Below are 1,487 nucleotides of genomic sequence, written 5' to 3'. Positions count from 1 at the left end.
GACCGGGGTGCTCACCTTCCCCCCCGCCGGCACGCTGAGCCCCCAAGTGGCCCGCAGCTACGGCTTCACCCTGGTGGCGCCCGGCACGACGCCCGTTATCCTCGTCTCGGCCGCGGCCACGACGTCGACGTCCGACCCCTCGCTGAGTGATAACATGGCCATGACCACCACCAACGTCCGGCCCGCGACCGACGTGAGCATTGCCCTCACGGGCCCCCCTTCGGTGGTGGCCGGCCAGCTGGCCACCTACAACGTGACAACGACCAACAACGGCAGCAGCCCGGCCACGCAGGTGCAGCAGACGGTCACCATTCCCGCCGGCCTGCTCACCTCGACCAGCAATGCCACCAGCGTCCGCCTCAACGGGGCCCTGCCCACGAGCGTGAACCCGGCCACGGGCGTGGCCACCTTCAGCAACGGCACGACCTACGACCCGACCTCGGGCGTGGTGAGCCTGCCCACGCTGGCCACGCTCAACGGGGGGCAGCTGGTGCAAAACGCCATCACCTACCAGGCCCCCGGCACGGGCCCGCTGGCCAACGTGGCCGCCATCACGATTTCGACCCCGGCCAACTCCTCGCCCAATAACACGAGCACCGTCACCACGGCCGTGACCGCCGCCGCCGACGTGGTGGTGGCGCTGAGCGGCCCGGCCACGGCCGCCAGCGGCACGCCGGTGAGCTACGCCGTGACGACGACCAACACCGGCCGCTCGCCCATCCCGGCCACGGCCCCGACCACGGTCACGGCCCAGCTGCCGGTGAACCTGCCCGTGGCCCTGACCGGGCCCACGCTGCGCGTGAACGGGAGCGCGCCCACGGCGGTGAACGCCACCACGGGCGTGGCCACCTACGCCGACAACACGACCTACGATCCCCGCACGGGCGTGGTGAGCTTCCCCCCCCTCGCCGGGCAGGTGCCCGGGGCCGCCGGCAGCGTGACCGCCACCCTCAGCTTTGAAGCGCCCGATACCGAGCAGCTCACCCTCGGCGCCACGGCCACGCCGGCGGCGGCGGCCAACGACCTGAACCGCGACAACAACAGCGCCGTGCTCACCACCACGCTCGACCCGCCCACCACCCCGTCGGCCGACCTGGCCGTGACGGTGACGAGCAGCGTCAGCAGCCAGGCGGCGGGCGCCCCGATCACGTTCACCGTCACGCCGAGCAACACGAGCACCAGCCCCGGCCCGGCCACCAACGTGCAGACCCAGGTGACGGTCGCCGCCGGCCTGCTCACCAGCGGCCCCAACGCGGTGGCCGTCAACGGCCAGACCACGCCCACGGCGGTCAACGCCACCACGGGCCTGGTCACCTACGCCGACGGGGCCACCTACGACCCGACGAGCGGGCTGGTGAGCTTCCCGGCCATCGCCACGCTGGCGGTTAACACCCTGGGCACGGCCTTCACGGTGAAGGTGCCCGCCCCCGGCGCCGGGCCCGCCCTGGCCCTGGGCGGCGTGCGCTCGAACAACTACGACCCCGTCG

General features: G+C 73.0%; 1 protein-coding gene. It reads left to right on the top strand.

Features of this window, described 5'->3' with window-relative positions; genetic code table 11:
* Positions 1–7: 7 nt before the first annotated feature.
* Positions 8–1,487: hypothetical protein (locus WX88_RS31650; RefSeq protein WP_449404338.1), on the top strand; the 1,480-nt coding region annotated here is incomplete at its 3' end.

This window comes from Hymenobacter terrenus (assembly GCF_000972495.1).
In the GTDB taxonomy this organism is placed as follows: domain Bacteria; phylum Bacteroidota; class Bacteroidia; order Cytophagales; family Hymenobacteraceae; genus Hymenobacter; species Hymenobacter terrenus.
The sequence above is the reverse complement of the archived record's forward strand: the minus strand, read 5'-3'. Positions and strand labels throughout refer to the sequence as shown.